At 69.4% G+C, this 22,941-nt stretch carries 26 protein-coding genes; 10 read left to right on the top strand and 16 right to left on the bottom strand.

The annotated features are described in order from the left end of the window. Nucleotides 1-70: 70 nt before the first annotated feature. Nucleotides 71-865 carry an acyl-ACP--UDP-N-acetylglucosamine O-acyltransferase gene (gene lpxA, locus Q7T09_RS03975; RefSeq protein WP_304697825.1) on the bottom strand — a complete coding sequence of 265 codons (795 nt, stop codon included), beginning with the start codon at nucleotides 863-865 and terminating at the stop codon, nucleotides 71-73. Nucleotides 866-1,127: 262 nt separating this feature from the next. Between lpxA and Q7T09_RS03970 the strand changes: the two genes are divergently transcribed. Together Q7T09_RS03970 and xth are read left to right on the top strand one after the other, a co-directional pair. Beyond that, nucleotides 1,128-1,772, top strand: a complete 645-nt coding sequence (locus Q7T09_RS03970; protein ID WP_304697823.1) for an outer-membrane lipoprotein carrier protein LolA — start codon at nucleotides 1,128-1,130, stop codon at nucleotides 1,770-1,772. A gap of 212 nt (nucleotides 1,773-1,984) precedes the next feature. Continuing rightward, nucleotides 1,985-2,791, top strand: coding sequence for an exodeoxyribonuclease III (xth, locus tag Q7T09_RS03965; RefSeq protein WP_304697821.1), 807 nt, complete (start codon nucleotides 1,985-1,987; stop codon nucleotides 2,789-2,791). Nucleotides 2,792-2,900: 109 nt separating this feature from the next. On the opposite strand, the gene Q7T09_RS03960 is transcribed toward xth, so the two are convergent. The 4 genes from Q7T09_RS03960 to Q7T09_RS03945 all read right to left on the bottom strand — a co-directional run bounded on the left by Q7T09_RS03960 (nucleotide 2,901) and on the right by Q7T09_RS03945 (nucleotide 4,729). Beyond that, complete coding sequence (locus Q7T09_RS03960; protein WP_304697819.1) at nucleotides 2,901-3,317, bottom strand: type II toxin-antitoxin system VapC family toxin; 417 nt, start codon at nucleotides 3,315-3,317, stop codon at nucleotides 2,901-2,903. Next, a complete protein-coding gene (locus Q7T09_RS03955) occupies nucleotides 3,314-3,691 on the bottom strand; it encodes a hypothetical protein (protein WP_304697817.1) in 378 nt (125 codons plus the stop codon). The genes Q7T09_RS03960 and Q7T09_RS03955 overlap by 4 nt, the downstream gene beginning before the upstream one ends. A 72-nt stretch (nucleotides 3,692-3,763) precedes the next feature. Next, nucleotides 3,764-3,946, bottom strand: coding sequence for a hypothetical protein (locus tag Q7T09_RS03950; protein WP_304697816.1), 183 nt, complete (start codon nucleotides 3,944-3,946; stop codon nucleotides 3,764-3,766). A 96-nt stretch (nucleotides 3,947-4,042) separates the two neighbouring features. Further along, on the bottom strand, nucleotides 4,043-4,729 hold the full coding sequence (locus Q7T09_RS03945) for a response regulator transcription factor (protein WP_304697839.1): 687 nt from the start codon (nucleotides 4,727-4,729) through the stop codon (nucleotides 4,043-4,045). Nucleotides 4,730-4,786: 57 nt separating this feature from the next. Here Q7T09_RS03945 and Q7T09_RS03940 point away from each other — a divergent pair, with 57 nt between their 5' ends. Beyond that, nucleotides 4,787-5,392: a L,D-transpeptidase gene (locus tag Q7T09_RS03940; RefSeq protein ID WP_370689196.1), complete on the top strand. Its 606-nt coding sequence runs from the start codon at nucleotides 4,787-4,789 to the stop codon at nucleotides 5,390-5,392. Here the strand turns inward: Q7T09_RS03940 and Q7T09_RS03935 are convergent. Next, complete coding sequence (locus tag Q7T09_RS03935; protein ID WP_304697811.1) at nucleotides 5,372-6,037, bottom strand: YggS family pyridoxal phosphate-dependent enzyme; 666 nt, start codon at nucleotides 6,035-6,037, stop codon at nucleotides 5,372-5,374. The two genes, Q7T09_RS03940 and Q7T09_RS03935, sit on opposite strands and share 21 nt — an antisense overlap. Before the next feature lie 16 nt (nucleotides 6,038-6,053). On the opposite strand from Q7T09_RS03935, the gene Q7T09_RS03930 reads away from it, so the two are divergent. Then, nucleotides 6,054-6,635, top strand: coding sequence for a thiamine phosphate synthase (locus Q7T09_RS03930; RefSeq protein ID WP_304697808.1), 582 nt, complete (start codon nucleotides 6,054-6,056; stop codon nucleotides 6,633-6,635). Nucleotides 6,636-6,809: 174 nt separating this feature from the next. Here Q7T09_RS03930 and Q7T09_RS03925 read toward each other — a convergent pair whose 3' ends face one another. Then, a complete protein-coding gene (locus tag Q7T09_RS03925) occupies nucleotides 6,810-7,133 on the bottom strand; it encodes an NtrZ family periplasmic regulatory protein (protein ID WP_304697794.1) in 324 nt (107 codons plus the stop codon). Between the two features lie 317 nt (nucleotides 7,134-7,450). Here Q7T09_RS03925 and Q7T09_RS03920 point away from each other — a divergent pair, with 317 nt between their 5' ends. The 4 genes from Q7T09_RS03920 to holA all read left to right on the top strand — a co-directional run bounded on the left by Q7T09_RS03920 (nucleotide 7,451) and on the right by holA (nucleotide 12,222). After that, nucleotides 7,451-7,957 (top strand): DUF3576 domain-containing protein, encoded by a 507-nt coding sequence (locus Q7T09_RS03920; protein WP_304697788.1) that lies wholly within the window; start codon nucleotides 7,451-7,453, stop codon nucleotides 7,955-7,957. A 117-nt stretch (nucleotides 7,958-8,074) separates the two neighbouring features. Next, entirely contained in the window at nucleotides 8,075-10,660 is a 2,586-nt protein-coding gene (gene leuS / locus Q7T09_RS03915; protein ID WP_304697783.1) for a leucine--tRNA ligase, read from the top strand. A 5-nt stretch (nucleotides 10,661-10,665) separates the two neighbouring features. Then, on the top strand, nucleotides 10,666-11,160 hold the full coding sequence (gene lptE, locus Q7T09_RS03910) for an LPS assembly lipoprotein LptE (protein WP_304697779.1): 495 nt from the start codon (nucleotides 10,666-10,668) through the stop codon (nucleotides 11,158-11,160). A 9-nt stretch (nucleotides 11,161-11,169) separates the two neighbouring features. After that, nucleotides 11,170-12,222, top strand: coding sequence for a DNA polymerase III subunit delta (gene holA, locus Q7T09_RS03905; protein WP_304697776.1), 1,053 nt, complete (start codon nucleotides 11,170-11,172; stop codon nucleotides 12,220-12,222). 330 nt (nucleotides 12,223-12,552) lie between these two features. On the opposite strand, the gene Q7T09_RS03900 is transcribed toward holA, so the two are convergent. The 6 genes from Q7T09_RS03900 to Q7T09_RS03875 all read right to left on the bottom strand — a co-directional run bounded on the left by Q7T09_RS03900 (nucleotide 12,553) and on the right by Q7T09_RS03875 (nucleotide 18,573). Continuing rightward, complete coding sequence (locus Q7T09_RS03900) at nucleotides 12,553-13,425, bottom strand: ParB/RepB/Spo0J family partition protein (protein WP_304697773.1); 873 nt, start codon at nucleotides 13,423-13,425, stop codon at nucleotides 12,553-12,555. 7 nt (nucleotides 13,426-13,432) lie between these two features. Then, nucleotides 13,433-14,221, bottom strand: a complete 789-nt coding sequence (locus tag Q7T09_RS03895; RefSeq protein ID WP_370689197.1) for a ParA family protein — start codon at nucleotides 14,219-14,221, stop codon at nucleotides 13,433-13,435. 19 nt (nucleotides 14,222-14,240) lie between these two features. After that, nucleotides 14,241-14,891 carry a 16S rRNA (guanine(527)-N(7))-methyltransferase RsmG gene (gene rsmG, locus Q7T09_RS03890; protein ID WP_304697769.1) on the bottom strand — a complete coding sequence of 217 codons (651 nt, stop codon included), beginning with the start codon at nucleotides 14,889-14,891 and terminating at the stop codon, nucleotides 14,241-14,243. Continuing rightward, nucleotides 14,891-16,756 (bottom strand): tRNA uridine-5-carboxymethylaminomethyl(34) synthesis enzyme MnmG, encoded by a 1,866-nt coding sequence (gene mnmG, locus Q7T09_RS03885; RefSeq protein ID WP_304697837.1) that lies wholly within the window; start codon nucleotides 16,754-16,756, stop codon nucleotides 14,891-14,893. The genes rsmG and mnmG overlap by 1 nt, the downstream gene beginning before the upstream one ends. 228 nt (nucleotides 16,757-16,984) lie before the next feature. Continuing rightward, nucleotides 16,985-18,322: a tRNA uridine-5-carboxymethylaminomethyl(34) synthesis GTPase MnmE gene (gene mnmE, locus Q7T09_RS03880; protein WP_304697768.1), complete on the bottom strand. Its 1,338-nt coding sequence runs from the start codon at nucleotides 18,320-18,322 to the stop codon at nucleotides 16,985-16,987. Then, nucleotides 18,319-18,573, bottom strand: coding sequence for a DUF6489 family protein (locus tag Q7T09_RS03875; protein ID WP_304697767.1), 255 nt, complete (start codon nucleotides 18,571-18,573; stop codon nucleotides 18,319-18,321). The genes mnmE and Q7T09_RS03875 overlap by 4 nt, the downstream gene beginning before the upstream one ends. A gap of 89 nt (nucleotides 18,574-18,662) precedes the next feature. Here Q7T09_RS03875 and Q7T09_RS03870 point away from each other — a divergent pair, with 89 nt between their 5' ends. Next, nucleotides 18,663-19,361 (top strand): dienelactone hydrolase family protein, encoded by a 699-nt coding sequence (locus tag Q7T09_RS03870; protein ID WP_304697766.1) that lies wholly within the window; start codon nucleotides 18,663-18,665, stop codon nucleotides 19,359-19,361. Nucleotides 19,362-19,376: 15 nt separating this feature from the next. After that, nucleotides 19,377-20,348 (top strand): quinone oxidoreductase, encoded by a 972-nt coding sequence (locus Q7T09_RS03865; RefSeq protein WP_304697764.1) that lies wholly within the window; start codon nucleotides 19,377-19,379, stop codon nucleotides 20,346-20,348. A gap of 24 nt (nucleotides 20,349-20,372) precedes the next feature. Here the strand turns inward: Q7T09_RS03865 and Q7T09_RS03860 are convergent, their stop codons facing one another. From Q7T09_RS03860 to rho, 3 genes are all read right to left on the bottom strand, one after another. Then, entirely contained in the window at nucleotides 20,373-21,158 is a 786-nt protein-coding gene (locus Q7T09_RS03860) for a bifunctional 2-polyprenyl-6-hydroxyphenol methylase/3-demethylubiquinol 3-O-methyltransferase UbiG (protein ID WP_304697762.1), read from the bottom strand. After that, nucleotides 21,155-21,766, bottom strand: coding sequence for a glutathione S-transferase family protein (locus Q7T09_RS03855; protein WP_304697760.1), 612 nt, complete (start codon nucleotides 21,764-21,766; stop codon nucleotides 21,155-21,157). The genes Q7T09_RS03860 and Q7T09_RS03855 overlap by 4 nt, the downstream gene beginning before the upstream one ends. Before the next feature lie 62 nt (nucleotides 21,767-21,828). Next, nucleotides 21,829-22,941 (bottom strand): transcription termination factor Rho (gene rho, locus Q7T09_RS03850; protein ID WP_304697758.1); only part of this gene is annotated, 1,113 nt, incomplete at its 5' end.

Genomic DNA, 22,941 nt, shown 5'->3' with positions numbered 1-22,941 from the left:
CGACCAATCCCCCAGTGTCATCCCGGTTTCCGCGGCTTCGCCGCTGCATGCGGGATGACACGGTGAGGGATCAGGCCGCCACCCTCAGACGCGACCGTGGCGTGGAGATGCACCCCCGGCCGGAGCTTTCCAGGAATTCGATCAGGGCCAGGGTGTGGAGGCCGGCGCCGAGGCGCGCGGCGGCCAGCCGGTCCTCGCGGTCGCCATCGCCGAGGAACAGGATGCGATAGGCCCGCCGCAGTTCGGTGATCTCGCCCAGGCTGAACCCCGCCCGCTTCAGACCGACGGCGTTCAGTCCCGCCAGCCGCGCCCGGTCCCCCTGCACCAGGCAGAAGGGCGGCGCGTCCTGGGTGACGATGGAGCCCCCGGCCACGAAGGCGTGGGTTCCGATCCGGGTGTGCTGGTGGATGGCGACCAGACCGCTGAGCTGGGCATGGTCGGCGATCTCCACATGGCCCCCCAGGGTGGCGGCGTTGGCCATGCGGATGTCGTCGCCGAGCACGCAGTCGTGAGCCACATGGGCCCCGGTCATGATCAGGCAGCGCGAGCCGACGCGGGTGGGGGCGCGGCCGGGGGAGGCGTGGACGGTGACGAACTCGCGGAAGACGTTGTCGCTCCCGATCGCCAGGGCCCCGGCCTCCCCGGCCCAGCCGTCCACCTGCGGCCCGGCCCCGATGGCGCAGAACTGCAGGAAGCGGTTGCCGGGGCCGATGTCGGTCGCCCCCTCGATCACCACATGGGGCCCGACGATGTTTCCGGCCGCCAGCCGCACCTGGGGGCCGATCACCGCATAGGCGCCGATCTCCACGTCCGGGGCGATCTGGGCGCCGGCGGCGATGACGGCGGTAGGGTGGATGCGGCTCATGCCCGACCCTGGGGCCACGGCGGCGCGGCCTCAACACAACTTGCGTGACCGATTGCGTCGGTGGCCCAACACGGCGATCCCAACGCCACATCCCTCCAAAGGGTTGATGGAGGTCCGGACGCCGGGGATGGACGGCCTGACCGCCACCCGAGCCAGCGCGCCAACGGCTAGAGGTGGGAACGCCGGCGGCCCTGCGCCGTTCTCCCGCCCTATTGACGCCGCGCGGCCGCTATAGGTTGTTGCGCGAAAAGGAGCCTGGTCCATGACCCGACTGACACGACGCGCCCTGGCGCTCGGCCTCGCCGCCCTGCCCTTGCCCGCGCTCGCCGCCCGTCCCGCCGTCACCCCGCTGAGCGCCGACGACAGGGCCCTGGTGGACCGCGCCGCCACCTATCTGCAGGGCCTGACCGAGGCCAAGGGCCGCTTCGTGCAGACCGACGCGCGCGGGACCATGACCCAGGGCGTGGTCTATCTGAAGCGCCCGGGCAAGGCCCGCTTCGCCTATGAGGCGCCCTCGGGCCTGCTGGTGGTGGCCGACGGGGCCAATGTCTCGGTGGCGGATTCGCGCCTGAAGACCTTCGACCGCTATCCGCTGATGGCCACCCCGCTCTCCATCTTCCTGGCCCGCCAGATCAAGCTCGACCGCGGCGTGGTGATCAGCGACGTCAGCCGCATGGCCGACGGCTTCTCCATCACCGCCCGCGACGGCAAGAAGCAGGCCGAGGGCCAGATCACGCTCACCTTCTCCGACAATCCCCTGGCCCTGGTGGGCTGGACGGTGAGCGACGCCCAGGGCCAGTCGACCCGCATCCGGCTCACCGGCCTGCAGCGCGCCTCGGGCCTGGCCCCCACCCTCTTCGTGCTCAACGATCCCCGGCCCAAGGGCGTGGGTCGCGCCCGAATGTGACAATCAGACAACAGGCAATAAGCCACGTGAATCTGGTTGACTTTTGTATTTGGCAGTTGCAATAATGCCACTCATGACGCCTGTGCGAGCGGGCGTGTTCCGTGCCGGAACCTATCCCCTCCCGGCGGCGGCATGAGAGACATCACTACGCCCGGGCTTTCTCCAGTGCCCGGGCGTTTTCTTTTTCCCCCGACGCCCGCTAAACCCCGCGCATGCGCCTCCGTCTCTGCACCTGGAATGTGAACTCCGTCCGCCTGCGCGCCGAGCAGGTGGCCCGCTTCGTCGACGAGCAGGCCCCCGATGTCCTGTGCCTGCAGGAGATCAAGTGCCAGGAGGCGGAGTTCCCGCGCCAAGCCTTCATCGACATGGGCCTGCCGCACATCAAGATCGCCGGCCAGAAGGGCTGGCACGGGGTGGCCATCGCCTCGCGCCTGCCCTTCGAGGAGGTCGCGCCCCTGGATGTCTGCCGCGAGGGCCACGCCCGCTGCGTCTCGGCCAAGGTGGCCGGGGTCGAGATCCAAAACTTCTACATTCCGGCCGGGGGCGACATTCCCGACCGGGAGATCAACCCCAAGTTCGACCACAAGCTGGACTTCTACGAGAAGCTCACCGCCGAGATGGCGAAACGCGATCCCAAGGCGCCGCTGGCCATCGTGGGCGACCTGAACGTGGCGCCCGGTGAGTTCGACGTCTGGAGCCACAAGCAGATGTCGAAGATCGTCAGCCACACCCCCATCGAGCTCGACGCCTTCGCCAAGCTGATGGCCAGCGGCCAGTTCACCGACCTGGTCCGCGAGGCCATCCCCGACCCCCAGAAGCTGTTTTCCTGGTGGAGCTACCGGGCCGCCGACTTCCGCGCGTCCAACCGCGGCCTGCGCCTGGACCATGTGCTGATCTCGCCAGGCCTGCGGGAGGCCGCCTTCCGCTCCGGCGCGGCCGCCGCCCGCGTCCACGACGACGTCCGCGAATGGGAACGCCCCAGCGACCACGCCCCGGTGAGCGCCGACTTCGAGCTGTAGAGCGTGACAGCCTGAAGTGGTTGCCGGTTCAGGCGCCCGTCACGCTCTAAACATTAAGGGACGAGCCTGTTTATCCGTTTCAGATGAAACCAACTGAAACGGACAGGCTCTAACAGGCGAGCGTGTCGAGATGCCCGGCCTCGCCATAGGCCAGGAGCTTGCCGTCGCGGGTCATGACGCGAAGGCCGTTTTCACGCGCCGTCGCGGCGATGATCCGGTCGGCGGGGTCGCTGGGCGGCGTCCCGGGCAACTGCGTCGAGGCGATCAGCAAACCAGGCGGCATCGGCGCCACCTCCAGGCCAATCCGTTCCACCGACACGTCCCACCAGCGCGCCGGAGCCATGGTCAAGGTCAGCCGCCCCCGAGCGACCAAGAGGCCGATTTCCCACGCGCTGATAGGTGAAACCCGCGGAACGCCCCCCGCCCTCCAGAGCTCATCGAGCGCGGCCTTGGCGGCCCCATCGATCGGTTCGGCCTGGGAAATCCAGATCAGCGCGCAGGTGTCCAGCAGCAGCGGCGACGTCACTCGAACACCGAACCCCACGCCGGATCGGCCGGTGCGGTAAGGTCGACCCCCTCACCCAGGCGAACGGTTCCCTTCATGGCGCCGTAGCCGGGAAACCCGCCGGAGCGTGGCGTCGCGCCTGCGGCCTTTGGAGGATGGGTGCGGCGAAAGACCAATCGCCCCGAGACCGTATCGACCTGCTCGGTCATGTAGCCCGCGCGAAGCCAGGTCCTGGTCATCGGGTTGTTGGAGGGGTTGTTGCTCCACCAGGCGGGGTATTGCTTGGACGCCGGAAGCTTGAAGCCAAGGATCTCCTCGACCTCCGAGAACTTCACGGGGACGCGCTCGCCCTGCTGACCTTGCAGGAAGGTCTCAAGCGGATCGTACTTGCCCATGGCCAAGCCTCCTTGAAGGCTCACCATAACAACACTATTAAAGCTGTAAACAACCCCTTGAGGGCGGCGCGATCACACCCCGGCCAGGATCCCCACCCCGACGCCCAGGCCGAAGGCCATCAGCATCATGGCGCAGCCGGCCGTCAGGCCGACGCCGAAGCCGAAGCCGTAGAGCAGGGAAAGTTGCTGCGCCGATCGCGCGCGGCGCACCGGAAACGCGGCGTTCCAGGCCTCGCGCCAAGGTCCCTTGCTCACCAGCGGCTCCATGCATCGATCTCCGGTTCAGGAGAGGACGATAGGACTGGGCCGGCGCGAATGGACCCCGTCAGGCGCCCAATCCGGGCTCAGAAACTACGGCGCCAGGCGGTAGCCGCCGGCCTCGGTGAGCAGCAGGCGGGCGTTGCCGGGATCGGGCTCGATCTTCTGGCGCAGGCGATAGACGTGGGTTTCCAGGGTGTGGGTGGTGACGCCCGCGTTATAGCCCCAGACCTCGGCCAGCAGCTCCTCGCGGCTCACCGGCTTCTCGCCGGCCCTGTAGAGGTACTTCAGGATGTTGGTCTCTTTTTCCGTCAGCCGGATCTTCTTCTGGTTGGCGTCCACCAGCATCTTGGCCGAGGGGCGGAACTCGTAGGCCCCCAGGTGGAAGACCGCGCCCTCCGACTGCTCGTGGCTGCGCAGTTGGGCGCGGATGCGGGCCAACAGGACGGCGAACTTGAAGGGCTTGGTGACGTAGTCGTTGGCGCCGGACTCCAGGCCGCGGATGGTGTCGTCGTCGGTGTCGGCCGCCGTCAGCATGATCACCGGGCAGGTGACGCCCTTGGAGCGCATCACCTTGCAGGCCTCGCGACCGTCCATGTCGGGCAGGTCGACGTCCAGCAGGATCAGGTCTGGCCGGGCCTCGACGGCCTGGCGCACGCCGTCGCCGGCGGTGGCGGCCTGCAGGGCGGCGAATTCCTCGTGCAGTTCCAGTTGCTCGGCGAGTTCGCCGCGCAGATCATCATTGTCGTCGACGACGAGTAGGGTCTTGCGTTGGGCCATGGGCGCGAACATGCACCGTGTCGGGCGCCAGCGCCAACCGCTCAGGGGGAATGAAGCGTGCTGTTCACGGCGATGTCAGACGGGCGCTTCGATATCGGGGGCCGCGAAACCCGTTGCGCCCTGGGCAAGGGCGGGGTGATCGCCGCCGCCGACAAGCGCGAGGGGGACGGCTGTTCGCCGCTGGGAGTCTGGCCGATCCGCCGGGTGCTCTACCGCCCCGACAAGATGCCGCCGCCCGCCACCGCCCTGCCGATCCAGGCTCTCACGCCCACCGACGGCTGGTGCGACGCCCCGGGCGACCCCAACTACAACCGCCCCGTCACCCTGCCCTACCCGGCCAGCGCCGAGGCCCTGTGGCGCGACGACAAGGTCTATGACTTCATCCTGGTCCTGGCCCACAACGACGATCCGGTGATCCCCCTGATGGGCTCGGCCATCTTCCTGCACGTGGCGCGCCCGAACTGGGAGCCCACCGAGGGCTGCGTGGCCCTGCAGGCCTGGGACGTGCTGGAGCTGATCGTCAAGGCGGGGCCCGGCTCGGCCGTCTCCATCGTCGACGTCAATCCGCACCCCTATCTGGACGCCATGGAGCACATGGACGAGGTCCGGCGAGGCAGGCCGCCCCGACCGACCCTGAACGTCCTACCCCCGCGGGCCAAATAGGGCCGAGCCCACCCGCACGCTGGTGGCTCCGAACCGCACAGCGGTCTCGAAATCGTCGCTCATCCCCATGGAGAGCTTCGAAATCCCATTGCGGGCGGCGATCTTGGCCAGCAGGGCGAAGTGCGGCCCCGGCGGCTCGTCGGCGGGGGGGATGCACATCAGGCCCTCGATGGTCAGGCCGTGGGCCTCGCGGCAGGCCCTGATGAAGGCGTCGGCCTCGCCGGGGATCACGCCGGCCTTCTGCTCTTCCTCGCCGGTATTGACCTGGACGTAGAGCCTGGGGGTCTTGCCCTGCCTGGCCATTTCGGCGGCCAGGGCGGCGGCGAGCTTGTCGCGGTCCACCGTCTCGATGACGTCGAAGAAGGCCACGGCCTCCTTGACCTTGTTGGTCTGCAGCGGCCCGATCAGCCGCAGCTCGACCCCCTCACGATGGCCCTCCCAGGCGGCCATGGCGTCCTGCACCCGGTTCTCGCCGAACACGGCCTGGCCAGTCTCCAGGATCGTCGCCACCCGGTCCCAGGGCTGTTGCTTGGAGACCGCCACCAGGGTCACATCGTCGGCCGCCCGTCCGCAGGCCTTCGCCGCGAGGGCGATGCGGGCCAGGATGTCGGCGCGGGCGGCGGCGGGATCGAAGGAGCGGGTCATAGGCGGGTTCTGGACAGTGGCGCGGACGGGGGCCTGCTTACGGCGGCGCGCGGCTGGGCGAAAGCCCCTCCCGGCCCTGCTCTATTTCACCGACCCTGCGCGCACCCCCGATCCGGAGGCGATCGCGGCGCGCCTGCCGAGGGGCTCGGCCATCGTCTACCGTTCCTTCGGGGCGGTCGACGCCCTGGCCGTGGCCCTGCGCCTGAAGGCCATCGCCCGCCAAAGGGGCCTGACGCTGCTGATCGGGGCCGACGAGGCCCTGGCCGCCGGGGTCGGCGCCGACGGGATCCACCTGCCCGAGCGTCTGGCCCATCGCGCGCGCCGCATCCGCGCGCGGCGCCCGGGCTGGCTGATCACGGCCGCCGCTCATGGCCCCCGCGCGGCGCGGGCCCCGGTCGACGCCGTGGTGGTCTCGGCGATCTTCCCCTCGGGCAGCGCCTCGGCGGGCAAGCCCCTGGGGCCGATCCGACTGGCGCAGATCGTCAGGCTGTCCCGCAGCCCGGTCTACGCCCTGGGCGGCGTGAACGCGGCCACCGCCGCGCGGCTCTTGGCCACGGGGGTCGTCGGTATCGCAGGCATCGAGGCGTTCGCGAGCTGATCTCCTCTCCCCTTTCAAGGGGAGAGGCTGGGTGAGGGGATCGCGCCGACGCTCACCACCTGGCCGAAAAGCCCCCCTCACCCTGCCCTCTCCCCCCGAAGAGGCGGGGGGAGAGGCGGTGGAATCAAAAAAGCCGCCCGGAGGCGGCTCGTTTGTTCAGGTCTGAAGAGACCCTTAGAACTTGAAGGCGGTCTCAAGGCGGACGCGCGGCGCGCCGTCCTGGGGTTGGGTCTTCTTGTACATGGGGGTTTCCTTTTCCCCCAGGGCCACGGCGCCGCCGACCCGCAGCGACGGTGTCACGCGGAAATAGGCGCCCGCCTGGACGTCGTTCCACTGCGCGTCGCGGCCGTCCGGCTGCTGCAGATTGAGCGTGATCCCCCAGCGCCCCTTGCGCGCGTCGAACTTCAACGCCTTGGCCGCCTGAGGCGGGGCCAGCGTCGGAGTCTCATTGCGCACGGTGAAGTCGGTGGTCTTCTTCGTCGTCTGGGCATGAGCCATCGATCCGACGCTCAAGATGAGCGCCGCGCCGACCAGCGCCATGACCGTCCGATTGAACATAACCACCTATATGGCCCCTAAGCCCCGGCCCCGCCATGAGAGGCGTGACCGTTGATGCGATTAAAGTCGCGCCAGGGGCGAGGTCAACACGTCAACGCGCCGCAGGGCCGGTCTGTGGACAGATCGTTGGGCGCCTGTGGCGGCAGGGCCACGCGATTCCTGTTTGGCGCCGCTCCGGGCGTTGTTATAGAGGCATCCGGCGCGGGGGCGGCGACGCGGCGAGATACCGACGCGAAACAGCGACTGGGAGCGGATATATGCCGTTTGTGCGTGGAGTATGGATGCGTGGCGTGGCGGCGGGGGCTCTGGCTCTCAGCCTTTCGGCGCTCGCGGCCTGCTCGAGTGGTGGCCCTAAGACCTTCCAGACCCAGGAAGAGGGCGGTTTCCGGTTCGGTTTCGGCGGACGCGGCAAGTCGGCCCCGAGCGGCGAGCAGCCGACCATCGGGGTCAACGGCTATCTGTGGCGGGCGACCCTCGACACCCTGGCCTTCATGCCCCTGGCCTCCGCGGACCCCTACGGCGGCGTGGTGATCACCGACTGGTACATCAATCCGGAAAAGCCCGACGAGCGCTTCAAGTGCACGGTCTATATCCTGGACGCCCGCCTGCGGGCCGATGGCCTGAACGTGGCGGTCTTCAAGCAGGTCCGCGACGGCGCGGGCGGCTGGGTGGACGCCCCGTCGGCCGGCCAGACCGAGACCGACATCGAAAACGCCATCCTGACCAAGGCGCGTCAGCTTAAGCTCTCGAACATCCGGGGCTAACCCCCCGGGCGCGTTCGGGGATCTGACAATACCGGGCGCGCCGCACTCTAAGGTCGGCGCGCCTTCGGCGTGTCCGGCCGCTTCCCTTCCTCAGTGAAAGCGCGCTAAGCCCCCGCCATGGCCCGGTACAATCCCAAAGAAGTCGAACCCAAGTGGCGCAAGGCCTGGGCCGACGCCGACGTGTTCCGCGCGGAGATCGATCACGCGCGGCCAAAATACTATGCCCTGGAGATGTTCCCCTATCCGTCGGGGAGCCTGCACATGGGCCATGTGCGCAACTACACGCTCGGCGACGCCAACGCCCGGTTCAAGCGCGCCCGGGGCTTCAATGTCCTGCACCCCATGGGCTGGGACGGGTTCGGCCTGCCCGCCGAGAACGCGGCCATGGAGCGCGGCGTCGACCCCCGCGCCTGGACCTACGCCAATATCGACAAGATGCGGGCCGAGCTGAAGCAGCTGGGCCTGTCCATCGACTGGTCCCGTGAGTTCGCCACCTGCGACCCGGCCTACTATGGCCAGCAGCAGGCCTGGTTCATCGACCTGATGGCGCGCGGCATGGTCTATCGCCGCGAGGGCGTCGTGAACTGGGACCCGGTCGACCAGACCGTCCTGGCCAATGAGCAGGTGGTGGACGGCCGCGGCTGGCGCTCCGGCGCGGTGGTGGAGAAGCGCAAGCTGAACCAGTGGTTCATGCGCATCACCGACTATGCCGACGCCCTGCTGGAGGGCCTGAAGACCCTGGACCGCTGGCCCGAGAAGGTCCGGCTGATGCAGGAGAACTGGATCGGCCGCTCCAAGGGCCTGAAGTTCGCCTTCAAGTTCGCCGACGCCGCCCCCGAAGGCTTCGAGGCCGGGCTGGAGGCCTACACCACCCGGCCCGACACCCTGTACGGGGCGAGCTTCGTGGGCGTGGCCCCCGACCACCCCCTGGCCCAGCAGATCGCCGCCGCAGATCCCAAGGCCGCCGCCTTCATCGAGGCCTGCCGCAAGGGCGGCGCCTCGGAGGCCGAGATCGAGACCGCCGAGAAGATCGGCTTCGACACCGGCCTGACCGTGGCCCACCCCTTCGACCCCGCCTGGCGGCTGCCGGTCTGGATCGCCAACTTCATCCTGATGGACTACGGCACGGGCGCCATCTTCGCCTGCCCGGCCCACGACCAGCGCGACCTGGACTTCGCCCGCAAGTACGGCCTGCCGGTCAAGCCGGTGGTCCTGCCGCCGGGCGAGGACCCCGCGACCTATGAGGTCGGAACCGAGGCCTATACAGGCCCGGGGACCCTCTTCCGCTCCGATTTCCTGGAGGGGATGGAGATCGAACCGGCCAAGGCCGCCGCCATCGCCCGCATCGAATCCCAGGGCCAGGGGGAGGGCGCCACCGTCTATCGCCTGCGCGACTGGGGCGTGGCCCGCCAGCGCGGCTGGGGCTGCCCCGTGCCGGTGGTCCATTGCGACAAGTGCGGCGTGGTCGCCGTGCCCAAGAGCCAGCTGCCCGTCGCCCTGCCCGAAGACCTGGACTTCTCCAAGCCCGGCAATGCGCTCGCGCGTCACCCCACCTGGAAGGTGACCACCTGCCCGGACTGCGGCGGCGCGGCGACGCGCGAGACCGACACCCTGGACACCTTCGTCGACAGCGCCTGGTACTTCGCCCGCTTCACCAATCCGAACGCCGCCGAGCCCATCGACAAGGCCGCCGCCGACTACTGGATGCCAGTGGACCAGTATGTGGGGGGCATCGAGCACGCCGTCCTGCACCTGCTCTATGCCCGCTTCGTCAACCGCGCCCTGGCCGACGCCGGCATGCTGGAGGCCAAGGAGCCCTTCGCCGGCCTGTTCACCCAAGGCATGGTCACCCACGAGACCTATCGCCTGCAGAACGGCGACTGGGTCGAGCCCAAGGAGCTGGAGATCACGGCGGAGGGCAATACGCGCCGCGCCGTCCGCGTCTCCGACGGCCAGCCGGTGATCATCGGCGACATCGAGAAGATGTCGAAGTCCAAGCGCAACACCGTGGCGCCTGGCGATATCTTCGAGGTCTACGGGGTCGACGCCGCGCGGCTGTTCGTGCTGTCCGATTCCCCGCCGGAACGGGATTCCATCTGGTCCACCTCCGGGGTCGAGGGCGCCTGGCGCTTCGTCAACCGGGTCTGGGCCGAGTTCGACGCCCAGCCGGAGACGGTGGGGGCCCCCGATATCGCCGCCGACCCCAAGGCCGTGGCCCTGCGCATCGCCACCCACCGCACCGTCAAGGCGGTCACCGAGGCCGTGGAGGGCTTCCGCTTCAATTCCGGCATCGCCCGGCTGTACGAATTCCTCAACGCCCTGAAGGCGGCCCCCGTGGACGGCGCCTCGCCGGCCCTGCTGGCGGCCCGCGCCGAGGCCCTGTCGGCCTTCGCCCGCCTGGTCTCCCCCTTCACGCCCCACCTGGCCGAGGAGGCCTGGGCCCGCATCGGCGGGGTGGGCATGGTGGTCTCCGCCCCCTGGCCGGACTTCGATCCCGCCCTCACCGAGGACGCCGTCCGCGTCCTGCCGGTGCAGGTCAACGGCAAGCGCCGGGGCGAGATTTCCGCGCCCGCCGGGGCCGAACCGGCCGATGTGGAGAAGATGGTGCTTGACGATCCCGAGATCGCGCGGCGCCTTGAGGGCCTCACCATCCGCAAGGTGATCGTGGTGAAGGATCGCATCGTCAACATCGTGGCAAACTGAGGCACATGGCTCGCATCGCACGCACCGGCGCCCTGGCGCTCGCCGCCCTCGCCCTGGCGGCCTGCGGCTTCACGCCGCTCTATGGCCGACCCGGGGTGGGGACCACGCTGTCCTCGGTGCAGGTCTCGGCCCCCAACGGCCGGGTCGGCCAGCTGATCCGCGAGCACCTGGACGACGCCCTGGCCCGCGACTCGAACCTCAAGCCGCAGTACCGCATGGACCTCCAGCTCTCCGAGCAGCGCTATCCTCGCGGCATCCGGGTCGACAATGTCGCCACCCGCTACGAATACGTCCTGGTGGCGGCCTACACCCTGGTGGCCCTGCCCTCGGGCGCCGCGGCCAAGGTCGGGCGGGTGCGGGTGGAGGTGACCTACGACTCCGCCGACCAGCCCTACGCCTCGGTGGCCGCCCAGCAGGACGCCCAGGACCGAGCCGCCGGCGAGGCCGCCCGCAAGATCGAGCTCGAACTCGCCACTTGGCTGGCCGGCGCCAAGTCGTAGGGTTCAACGATGATCCTCGCCAAGCGGCCGGACATCGAACGCTTCCTCGGCGCGCCCGATAAGACTGTTCGCGCCGCCCTGATCTATGGCCGCGACATGGGCGTGGTCCGCGACCGCGCCAACCAGCTGGCGCTGAAGGTCTGCGACCGCCCCGACGATCCCTTCGACGTGGCCCTGCTCACCGACGGAGACCTGGACGGTGACGGCGCCCGGCTGGAGGGCGAGCTGGCGGCCCAGTCCCTGATGGGGGGCCGGCGGCTGGTGCGGCTGAAGTTCGCCACCGAGAAGCAGGCCCTGGACCGCATGACCGCCGAGGCCCTGACCCGCCACGCCGCCGGCGAGCTCAACCCCGACGCCTTCCTGCTGATCGAGGCCGGGAACCTCGACCGCAACTCCGCCCTGCGCAAGGCCGCCGAGAAGGCGCCCGGCGCCGCCACCATCCCCTGCTACGAGGACGAGCCCGGCGACATCGCCCGGCTGGTGCGCGACCTGCTCTCCAAGGACGGGGTGGGGCTGACCTCCGAGGCCCTGCAGCTCTTCGTGGCCCGCATGCCCAAGGAGCGCGGCGTCTCCCGCCAGGAGATCGAGCGCCTGGCCCTGTTCCTCGGCCCCGGCAGCGGCGTGACAGCGACCCCCAAGGACCTGGAGGACTTCCTCGGCGTCGAGCCCGAGGCCTCCCTCTCCGACGCCGCCGCCGACGCCTTCGGCGGGCGCCTCGCCGAGGCCCAGGCCGGCCTACGCCGCGCCGCCGCCGAGGGGGAGGGGGGTCCGGCCGCCGTCCGCGCGCTGGGCATGTATCTGGGCCGCATGCGCCGCACCCTGACGCTCGCCAAGTCCGGGGCCGGCCTGCAGGAGGCCGCCAAGGCCTCGGGCGTGTTCTGGAAGAGCGAGCGGGAGTTCCTGCGCCAGGCCCGCACCTGGACCCTGCCGGAACTCGACCGCATCCAGCCCGAGGTGTTCGCCGCCGACAAGGCGTGCAAGACGGCGGGCTCTCCGGACGCCCTGATCGCCGAACGCCTGGCCCTGCAGATCGCCGGCCGGGCCAAGCGCCTCGGACTCTGAAAAAGAGCCCAAAAACGGCCTTTTGCGCCGCCCGTCGCGTGCGTCGAATATCCTATATTTTAGAACAGCTTACGCCAATTTCTCCGAAACCATCCACAGGGTGGCGTTTCGCCGCCGTCCAGGGATACGGACGATCGCCCCGCTGTGCGCCACAGGGCCGATTTTCGGAGAGGCCCAAACCCCCTCCGTCTCGCCGCTGCGCGACGATCCACCTCCCCCGGACAGCGCTTCGCGCTTGGGGGAGGAATTCTTGTTAGTTCCTCCCCCAGGCCGAAGGCCGGATCGGGGGAGGTGGCGCGCGCGTCAGCGCGTGACGGAGGGGGCTTGGCCCTACGCCCGCGTCAACCGCCGGCAGACCTCGTCGAGCTGTTCGAGGCTGGCGTACTTCACCCGCAGCTCGCCGACCCCGCCCCTGTCGATCACCTCGACGGTCAGGCCGAGCGCCTCGGAGAGGTCGACCTCCAGGGCCTGGGTGTCGGTGTCCTTCACCGGCGCCGGACGCGCCGCCTTGGCCGGGGTCTCGCCGGCCGACGCCTTGCGGGCCAGCTGTTCGGTGTCGCGCACCGACAGGCCCTTGGCGATGACGATCTCGGCCAGGGCCTGGGGGTCGGGGGTCCCCAGCAGGGCGCGGGCATGGCCAGCGGTGAGCTGGCCGCTCATCAGGTAGTGCCGGACCATCTCGGGTAGGGCCAGCAGGCGGATCAGGTTGGCGACGTGGGAGCGGCTCTTGCCCACCGCGTCGGCCACCTCGGCGGCGCTGCGGCCGTGGACCTCCACCAGCTGCTGATAGGCGTTGGCCTCCTCGATGGGGGAGAGCGCCGTCCGCTGGACGTTCTCGATGACCCCGATCTCCAGCATCTGGATGTCGTTCAGCTCGCGGACCAGGGCCGGCAGGGCGTGCAGCCCGGCCTTCTGGCTCGCCCGCCAGCGGCGTTCCCCGGCCACGATCTCGAAGTGGCCGTCCATCTCCGGCGCCGGCCGCACCAGGATCGGCTGCAGGACGCCCTTCTCGCGGATGGAGGCGGCCAGCTCCTCGATCTCCTCCTCGGGGAAGACCCAGCGGGGCTGCTTCTCGTTGCGATGGATCAGCTCGATGGGGATGTCGCGCAGGCCGCCGGCGGCGCCCGCGGTGACCGGCGTCTCCTCGACCTCCCCCAACAGGGCCGACAGCCCCCGGCCCAGTCCGCGTTTCTCGACCATCATTGTTTCCTCACGCGGCCTTGGCGCGGCGATCGCGCTCGCGCAGCACGACTTCGCGGGCGAGCTTCAGATAGGCCTGGCTCCCCGCGCACTTCAGATCATAGACCAGCACCGGCTTGCCGAAGCTGGGCGCCTCGGAAACCCGCACGTTCCGCGGGATCACGGTGGCGTATACCGTGCCGCCGAAGTGGGCGCGGACGTCCTTGGCCACCTGTTCCGACAGGCTGTTGCGCCGGTCGTACATGGTCAGCACCACCCCCTGGATCTCCAGGTTGGGATTGAGGCTGCCCCGCACCAGCTCCACCGTCCGCATCAGCTGGGAGAGGCCCTCCAGGGCGAAGAACTCGCACTGCAGGGGCACCAGCACCGCGTCGGCCGCCGCCATGGCGTTGACCGTCAGCAGGTTCAGGGAGGGCGGGCAGTCGATCAGGACATAGGTATAGGCGCCCGACTGGCGGATCGGGTCGATGGCGTCGCGCAGCTTGAAGGAGCGGCGGGCCTGCTGGCCCAGCTCCAGCTCGACGCCGGAGAGGTCGGCGTGGGCCGGGACGATGTCGAGGCCGGGCAGGTCGGTCGGCACGATGGCCGCGGTGAGGGGAGCGTCCCCCATCAGCACGTCATAGAGGGTGACCTTGCGCTTGGAGTGGGGGATGCCCAGGCCGGTCGAGGCGTTGCCCTGGGGGTCGGAATCGATCAGCAGCACCCGCTCGCCGACGGCGGCCAGGGCGGTGCCCAGGTTGATGGCCGTCGTGGTCTTGCCCACGCCGCCCTTCTGGTTGGCGACCACCAGGATTCGCAGCGCCCGGAAGGGTTTCGGATCAGCGGCCACGGCTCAACGTCCTTACGCGTACGATGCGCCCGCGCGCATCACTGAAGCTGGGCAGGACATCCGCCTCGAACTTCCAAGATTTGGTAGCCTCTTCCAATTCGACCGCAACATCTTGCCCCTTGAGGAACAAGGCGGTCGCGCCGCGCTTCAGGTAGGGCTGGGCATACCCAAGCAACCGGGTCATCGGGGCGCAAGCCCGGGCGGTGACGATATCCACAGCCAGGGACAAGTCCTCCGCACGAGAATTATGAACGGTGGCCGGCAGGTTCAGGCCCTCCACCACCTCGGTGAGGAAGCGGCAGCGTTTGGCCATACTTTCCACCAGGTGCATGTGGAAACCGGGGCGGTGTTTGTTGAGGATCGCCAGCACGATGCCCGGCAAACCTGCACCCGCCCCGAGGTCGGCCCAGGTCAGGGCCTCGGGGGCAAGCGGCAGGATCTGGGCTGAGTCCCAGGCGTGCCGCGACCAGAAGATCTCCAGGGTGGAGGGGCCCACCAGGTTCATCCGCTGGTTCCAGTCCTCCAGGTATGACTGGTATTGCCGAAGGTCGTTGATGACGCTCTCGTCGGCGCCGGTGGCCATGGCGAAGTCGGCGGCGTCGGCGACCTCGACGACCTCGGGGGGCAGGGTCTCGGACATCAGGCGGCCCTTCGGCGGACATGGGCCAGCAGGGCGGTGAGCGCGCCGGGGGTCACGCCTTCGATGCGCGCCGCCTGGCCCAGGGTCAGGGGCCGGATCGCCGTCAGCTTGTCGCGGACCTCGTTGGAGAGGCCGCCGACGCCGGCATAGTCCAGTTCGGCGGGCAGCCGCAGGTTCTCGTCGCGGCGGAAGGCGGCCACATCGGCCTCCTGGCGGTCCAGATAGCCGGCATAGGACGCGTCGATCTCGATCTGCTCGCGCACCTGAGGATCCCAGGCCGAGATCTCCGGCCAGATGGCCGCCAGCGCCTCGAAGCCGATGGTGGGATAGGCCAGCAGCTGGGTGAGGTCGCGGCGCTGACCATCAGCCTTGACCGGCAGGCCAGCCTTGGCGGCCTTGTCGGGGGTCAGGGTCAGTTCGGCGGCGCGACCGCGGGCGGCGGCGAGGGCCTTGGCCTTTGAATTGAAGGCGGTTTCACGTGAAACACCGACGCAGCCGAGGGTCATACCCTTGGCCGTCAGGCGCTGGTCGGCGTTGTCGGAGCGCAGGGTCAGGCGGAACTCGGCCCGGCTGGTGAACATCCGATAGGGTTCGGTGACGCCCCGGGTCACCAGGTCGTCGATCATCACCCCGATATAGGCCTCGTCACGGCCGAAGATGGCGGGCTCGGCGCCCGAGGCGGCGCGGGCGGCGTTCAGCCCGGCCACCAACCCTTGCGCCGCGGCCTCCTCATAGCCCGTGGTGCCGTTGATCTGGCCGGCCAGGTAGAGGCCCGGCAGCCGCTTGACCTCCAGGGTGGCCGACAACTCGCGCGGATCGACATAGTCGTATTCGATCGCATAGCCGTGCCGGCGCACCTGGACGTTCTCCAGCCCGACGATGGTGCGCAGGAACAGGTCCTGGGTCTCCGCCGAGACCGAGGTGGAGATGCCGTTGGGATAGACGGTGTCGTCGTCCAGGCCCTCGGGCTCCAGGAAGATCTGGTGGGCGGTCTTGTCGGCGAAGCGCACCACCTTGTCCTCGATGGAGGGGCAGTAGCGCGGCCCGCGCCCATTGATCCGCCCGCCATAGACCGCCGACTCGCTCAGCCGCTCGGCGATGATCCTGTGGGTTTCGGCGTTGGTGTAGGTGATGCCGCAGGCGATCTGCGGCGTGGTGATCTCGGTGGTCAGGAAGGAGAAGGGTGAGGGGACCTCGTCGGCCGCCTGCATCTCCAGCTTTTCCCAGGCGATGGTGGAGGCTGCCAGCCGGGCCGGGGTGCCGGTCTTCAGCCGGCCCATGTCGAGGCCCAGCGCATAGAGCCGGTCGGAAAGCCCGATGGCCGGCGCCTCGCCGACCCGGCCGGCGGGGATGCGCTGCTCGCCCTGATGGATCACCCCCTTCAGGAAGGTGCCGGTGGTGAGCACCACCCGCCCGGCGGAATAGATTTCACCGCTTGCGCCCACCACCCCCGTGACCTGGCCGTCCACCACCAGGAGGTCTTCCACCGCCTCGGCCTTGATCGTCAGGTTCGGGGTGGCGGCCAGCTCGGCCTGCATGGCCTCCCGATAGAGCTTGCGGTCGATCTGCGCCCGGGGCCCCCGCACCGCGGCGCCCTTGGAGCGGTTCAGCAGTCGGAACTGGATGCCGGCCTTGTCCGCCAGCCGGCCCATGACCCCGTCCAGGGCGTCGATCTCCCGCACCAGGTGGCCCTTGCCCAGGCCGCCGATGGCCGGATTGCAGGACATTTCGCCGATGGTCTCGAGCCTGTGGGTCAGCAGCAGGGTCCGCGCGCCGAACCGCGCCGCCGCCGCCGCCGCCTCGCAGCCCGCATGGCCGCCGCCGATGATGATCACGTCCCAGGAGGCCACGCCGAAACTCCGCATCCGCGCCATATGGGCGGGGGCTTCCTATAGCGGAAGGGGCCGGGGGTTTCACGTGAAAGAGTCCAAGACGGCGAGGCCGCCGCTCCCTCCCCTTTATGGGGAGGGGAAGACCGCGCGAGCGGTCGGGGTGGGGGACTCTGGCAGGCTTTCCCCACCCGTCTGGCGCTTCACGCCATCCACCCTCCCCATGAAGGGGAGGGAGGCGATCAGCGTTTCACGTGAAACACCTTATTTTCCAATGCAGAAGGTCGCGAACACCCGGTCCAGCACGTCCTCCGGGTCGATGCGGCCGGTGATGCGGTCCAGGGCCCGGCCGGCCAGACGCACGTCCTCCGCCGCCAGTTCGGGCGACCCCTGGACGGCCAGGGCGTGCTCCAGCCGCGCCAGGGCCTCCGAGAGCAGGTCCTTGTGACGCAGGCGGGTGGCGGTGGGGGGCTCGGCGCCGGAGAGGCGGTCGACCACGTGGTCGGTGAGGGCCGCCAGGATCACCCCCACATCGCCGGTCTCCCGGGCGCTGATGCGGTGCATTTCAAGTTCAAGGGCCCGGGCTTCCAGCAGGGCCCGCCCCGTATCGTCGCCGGGGGGCAGGTCGGACTTGTTGATCACGCAGAGGTCGCCGGCCCGCAAGTCCTCCGGCGGCGGGTCCACGGCCGAGGCCGCGCCATCCACCACCCAGATCCGCAGATCGGCGCTCTGCGCCCAGGTCCGCGCCCGGCGCACCCCCTCGGCCTCGATCTCGTCGGCGGTCTCCCGCAGGCCGGCGGTGTCGGCCAGCAGCACCTTGTAGCCCGCCAGCCGCATCGGAACCTCGATCACGTCCCGGGTGGTGCCCGGGGTGGCGGTGACGATGGCCGCCTCCCGGCCGGCCAGGGCGTTCAGCAGGGTGGACTTGCCAGCGTTGGGCGAGCCCACCAGAGCGATGCGGAACCCCTCCCGCACCCGTTCGCCACGGTCGACATCGGCCAGGGCGGCCTGCAGCTGGCCCACCAGCCGTTCGAGATAGGGCCGGGCGCGGTCGGCGACCTGCGCGGGCACCTCCTCGTCGGGAAAGTCCACGGCGGCCTCGAAATTGGCCAGGGCCTCGATCAGGTCGGCCCGCCAGCGCTGGTGGGCGCGGCCGAGCGCGCCCTCCACCTGGTCTAGGGCCTGGCGGCGCTGGGCCTCGGTCTCGGCCTCGATGAGGTCGGCGACCCCCTCGGCCTGGGCCAGGTCCAGCTTGCCGTTCTCGAAGGCCCGGCGGGTGAACTCCCCCGGCTCGGCCAGCCGCAGGCCGAGCGCGCTCAGGGCTTCCAGAAGCGCGGCCACCACGGCCGGGCCGCCGTGCACGTGAAACTCCGCGCTGTCCTCGCCTGTATAGCTGGCCGGCGCCTCGAACCGCAGCACCAGGGCCTGGTCGATCGCTGCGCCGTGGGCGTCCCTCAGGGTGCGCAGGGCCGCGACCCGCGCCCGCGTCATCCGTCCGGACAAGGCCTTGACCGCGGCCCGGGTCGCGGGCCCGGACATCCGGACGACCGCCACCGCCGAGCGGCCGGGCGCGGTGGCGGCTGCGTAGATGGTGTCGGTCATTTCGGGCGGTTGGCGGCGCCCATGCCCATGTCCACGGCGGTGGACATCAGCTTGCGGAACTGTTCCTGGGCCCCGACCCCGAAGGCGGTCCAGTTCTTCATCAGCTCGTCGGGGGACAGCATGTTGATATTGGCCGTCATCCGGTTCTGCATCTCCTCCACCAGCTTGTCGTTCAAGGCGGTGACGTCGGGCAGGCCCATGAAGGTGCGGGCTTCGATGGGGGTGCAGTCGATCTCGATGGTCATCTTCATGGTGGGCCCTTCCTGGACGTATTAGTTATGGCCGGTACTGGCCACCGCACGCTAGTAGCCAACACAACGCAAGAGAAACGGAGCCTTCCATGGCTGGCGAAACCCTCACCCTGAACACCGAAGACGGCCAGTTCACCGCCTATGTAGCGCGGCCCACCGCCCCCAAGGCCCCGGCCATCGTGGTCATCCAGGAGATCTTCGGGGTCAACGCCGTCATGCGCGAGATCGCCGACGGCCTGGCCGCCCAGGGCTACCTGGCCATCTGCCCGGACCTGTTCTGGCGGATCGAGCCGGGGATCGACATCACCGACAAGTCCGAGGCCGAATGGAAGAAGGCCTTCGAGCTGTTCAACGCCTTCGATCCCGACCTGGGGGTCCAGGATATCGCCGCGGTCATCGACCACATCCGCGCCGATCCCGGCTGCTCGGGCAAGGTGGGCGCGGTGGGCTATTGCCTGGGGGGCATGCTGGCCTTCCTCACCGCCACCCGCACCGACTGCGACGCCAGTGTCGGCTATTACGGGGTGGGGATCGAGAGCCGGGTGGCCGAGGCCGACAAGCTGGAGCGGCCGCTGATGCTGCACATCGCCGAGGAGGACCAGTTCGTCCCCAAGGAGGCCCAGGCCATCATCCTCCAGGCCCTCAAGAACCACGCCCACGTCACGATCCACACCTATCCTGGCTGCGACCACGCCTTCGCCCGCCACGGCGGCGAGCACTACGACGCCGACGCGGCCCGCCACGCCAATGGCCGCAGCCTGGCCTTCTTCCAGCAGCACCTGGCCTAGAGAGGGCCCCTATCCATGCGCGCCATTCGTATCGAAGCTGTCGGCGGTCCTGAAGTCCTGCAGCTGGTGGAGGTTCCCAAGCCCGAACCCAAGGCCGGGGAGATCCTGGTGCGCAACCAGGCGATCGGCCTGAACTTCATCGACACCTATCACCGCTCCGGCCTCTATCCCCTGCGGCTGCCCTCGGGCCTGGGGATGGAGGGCGCGGGGATCGTCGAGGCGGTGGGGGAGGGGGTGACCCGCTTTTCCGTGGGCGATCTGGCCGCCTACGCCTCGGGGCCGATCGGAGCCTATGCCGAGTTCCACGCGGTGAACGCCGAACGGGCCGTGAAGCCGCCGGCCGGGATCGACGCGCGAGTTGCGGCCGGCGCCCTGCTCAAGGGGATGACCGCGGAGTTCCTGCTGCGCCGCTGCCATGAGGTGAAGGCCGGAGAGACCATACTCGTTCACGCCGCCGCCGGCGGGGTGGGTTCCATATTGGTCCAGTGGGCCAAGGCCCTGGGGGCCACGGTGATCGCCACCGCCGGTTCGCCGGAGAAGGCGGACCGCGCCAAGGCTCTGGGCGCCGACCACGTCATCCTCTACCGCGACGCCGACGTCGCCGCCGAGGTGCGCCGCATCACCGGTGGAAAGGGCGTGCCGGTGGCCTATGACTCGGTGGGCGCGGCCACCTTCGAAGGCACCCTGGGGAGCTTGGCCAAGCGCGGCCTGTTCGTCTCCTTCGGCAACGCCTCGGGCCCGCCGCCAGCCCTGGCGCCGGCCCGGCTGATGCTGGCGGGATCTGTGTTCCTCACCCGGCCCACCATGGGGGACTACCTGCTCACCACCGCCGAGCTGGACGCCAGCGCCGCGGCGCTGTTTTCGGTGATCGGCTCGGGCAAGGTGAAGATCGACATCGGCCAGACCTTCCCCCTGGCCGACGCGCGTCTGGCCCACGAGGCCATGGAGGGCCGCGATACGGTCGGGGCGAGTTTGCTGATCCCGTGAGTCGGGCGGAGAGGGCGCGACCCCTCAGCCCCCCGGCTTCCATCCCCAGGCCTGGGTGATCCGGGGCAGGCTCATGAACACCGTGGGGTCGTCGCGGGCGCGGACCAGGTCGGCGATGTCGTCGATCAGTGTTTCACGTGAAACACCCATGGATTCAACAGCTTCTGAGATTCCAGCCAGGGTAAGGGCGGCCATGGCCTTCACCGGACCGGTGAGGCCGGCCGGCTGGACCAGGCGAGCGTCGACATTGCGCAACCCACCCCGGCCCAGCAGGCCGGGCAGCTTGGGCCCGATCTCCGGATCGGCGCCGCGGCGATGGGCGGAGGCCACATACCACTGCACATAGTGGCGGAAGCTGAGCCGGCTCGGCTCACAGAGATGGGCCGAGAACTCCACGTCCTCCACCAGCAGCAGACCACCGGGGGCCAGGGCCCGCGCGAACACGGCGACCGCGGCCGCCGGCTCGGTGAGGTGGGAGAGTAGGAAGCGGGCATAGATCACGTCGAAGGGCCCGAGGTCCTCGGCCAGCTCGAAGCCCCCCACGTGGAACGCGGCGTTGGCCGGCGCGTCCTGGCCGGCCATGGAGATCTTCACCTCGTCGAGGTCGAGGCCAGTCACCGGTCCCGTGGTGCGGGCGGCCAGCTCGCGGGTCACGTCGCCGCCGCCGCAGCCGGCGTCGAGGATGCGGGCGTCCGGCGGGAAATCCATCATGTCCAGCAGGGAGCCGGTGGCCTGGGCCATGGCCTGGGAGAGGACCGAGAGCCGCGCGGCGCCCGCCATCCCACCGGCGATGATGTAGCTCTCACTCATGGGACGGCGTAGGCGCGCTGATAGGCGGGTCGGGCCTTCATGCGGTCCTCATAGGCCAGGATCTCGGCCGGGATCAGGTCGGCGGCGCCCACGCCCGCGGCCAGGCTGAAGGCGTAGGCCACCGAGACATCGGCCAGGGTCAGCCGGTCGGCGGCCATGAACTCCCGCCCGTCGGCCAAAGTCTTGGCGATGGGCTTGAGCCGGGTGGCGAAGGCGGCGCGCGCGTCCTCCACCACCTGGGGCGACTTGCGGGCGTCGGGCTCCAGCAGGCCGTAGCGGACGATGGAGACCAGGGGCTGGGTGAGGGTGGATTCGCCGAAGTGCAGGAACTGCAGATAGTCGGCGAAGCCCGGCTCGTCGGGGGCCACCACCAGGTCGCCGCCGTGCTTGCGGGTGGCGTACTCGCAGATGGCCATGGACTCGGTGAGCAGCACCTCGCCGTCGGTCATGGCCGGGACCGTGCCGGTGGGATTGATCTTCAGGTAGTCCGGTTGGCGGAAGGCGGGTGGGAACTTCACCGACGCCACCTCATAGGGCGCGCCCAACTCTTCCAGGGTCCAGAGGACGCGCCGCGATCGCGTGCCTCCCGACGCGTAGACCGTGATCATCCTCTACCCCCGTCGTGACGGGGGCAGAATAGGCGGAGGCCGCGGCCTCCGCCAGACCGGGATCAGGTATTCATCGACTGGAAGAACTCATCGTTGTTCTTGTTCTGGCGCAGCTTGTCCAACAGGAACTCGATGGCGTCCTGGGCCCCCATGGGGTTGAGGATGCGGCGCAGGACATAGGTCTTCTGCAGCTGATCCTTGGGGGTGATCAGCTCTTCCTTGCGGGTGCCGGACTTCAGCACGTCGATGGCAGGGAAGATGCGCTTGTCGGCGACCTTGCGGTCCAGGATGATTTCCGAGTTACCCGTGCCCTTGAACTCTTCGAAGATCACCTCGTCCATCCGGCTGCCGGTGTCGATCAGGGCCGTGGAGATGATGGTCAACGAGCCGCCTTCCTCGATGTTGCGCGCCGCGCCGAAGAAGCGCTTGGGGCGCTGCAGGGCGTTGGCGTCCACACCGCCGGTCAGCACCTTGCCCGAGGAGGGGACCACGGTGTTGTAGGCGCGGCCCAGGCGGGTGACCGAGTCCAGCAGGATGATGACGTCGCGCTTGTGCTCCACCAGGCGCTTGGCCTTCTCGATCACCATCTCGGCGACCTGGACGTGGCGGGTGGCGGGTTCGTCGAAGGTGGAGCTGATCACCTCGCCCACGACGGTGCGCTGCATGTCGGTGACCTCTTCCGGCCGCTCGTCGATCAGCAGCACGATCAGGTAGCACTCGGGGTGGTTCACCGCGATGGACTTGGCGATGTTTTGCAGCATGACCGTCTTACCCACCCGCGGCGGGGCGACGATCAGGCAGCGTTGGCCCTTGCCGAGCGGGGCCACGATGTCGATCAGCCGGCCCGAGCGGTCCTTCAGGGTCGGATCCTCGATCTCCATCTTCAGCCGCTCGTCGGGATAGAGCGGGGTCAGGTTGTCGAACAGCACCTTGTGGCGGACGTTCTCAGGGTTCTCGAAATTGGTGAGGTCCACCTTGATCAGCGCGAAGTAGCGCTCGCCCTCGCGCGGCGCGCGGATGGCGCCGTCGACGGTGTCGCCGGTGCGCAGGCCGAACTTCCGGATCTGCGAGGGGCTGACATAGATGTCGTCGGGGCCGGGCAGGTAGTTGGCTTCCGGCGAGCGCAGGAAGCCGAAGCCGTCGGACACCACTTCCAGGGTGCCGGAGCCGGAGAT

Source organism: Phenylobacterium sp. (assembly GCF_030645195.1).
Taxonomy (GTDB): domain Bacteria; phylum Pseudomonadota; class Alphaproteobacteria; order Caulobacterales; family Caulobacteraceae; genus Phenylobacterium.
This window is presented reverse-complemented; position numbering and strand designations above follow the sequence as displayed.